The organism is Priestia sp. P5_B4 (assembly GCF_056400385.1).
The window spans coordinates 1-687 of the sequence record NZ_JBFULJ010001376.1; the positions used below are offsets into that span (position 1 = coordinate 1).

Below are 687 nucleotides of genomic sequence, written 5' to 3' on the forward strand. Positions count from 1 at the left end.
AAACTGAGGAAACAGAGGGACAGTGATACCACTCGCCTATCTGACTGAATTGGAAGTAGAGATATATGTTTATGTAAAGCATTTAGATTAAATTTGCATTGGATATGAATAGAGATTTCAGCTTCCCAGAGTTGAATAGTGATAGGCAGGCACGAATCAATGACCTTTTATTTTTAAAAATGGAGGGTCATTCCCTTTAAATATCGGGGATAATGGGTAAAGGCATACATACTGTGCCTTTTCATATATCAAAAAAATCATCAGGCTTTAGATTAGAATCTAGCATTCTAAGAGCTTTCATAACTTTTTTTATTGTATTACCTGAAGGAACATAACTAGCATCGGTACAAAGCTTACTAATCGTACTTTTATTAAGCTTCGTCAATTCGCCTAATTCTGTTTGCGTATAACCGTTCTTATCTAAAAACTTTCCCAACTTACTTCTCTTTTTACCACGACTCCACATAACAAAAGCCTCCTTTTTATAAAGGCTTGACCTAATTTACGAAAAATATTCAACTATTACGAAAAAAAAAGAACTTTATTTGTAAAAAACGGAAACCTAAGAGTCTTCTTTGCATATAGTAAAGTACATAGTGCAATATTTTTATATAGTCCTATAGAATAATGTCGATATTTTTGTCATAAACATATAGCATGAATACAGTTAAGACCGCCTTATACACT

1 protein-coding gene is annotated in these 687 nt (G+C 32.5%); it reads right to left on the reverse strand.

Features of this window, described 5'->3' with window-relative positions:
• Positions 1–241: 241 nt before the first annotated feature.
• Positions 242–466 (reverse strand): helix-turn-helix domain-containing protein, encoded by a 225-nt coding sequence (locus AC1DRF_RS31095; protein ID WP_098547465.1) that lies wholly within the window; start codon positions 464–466, stop codon positions 242–244.
• Between the last annotated feature and the right edge of the window lie 221 nt (positions 467–687).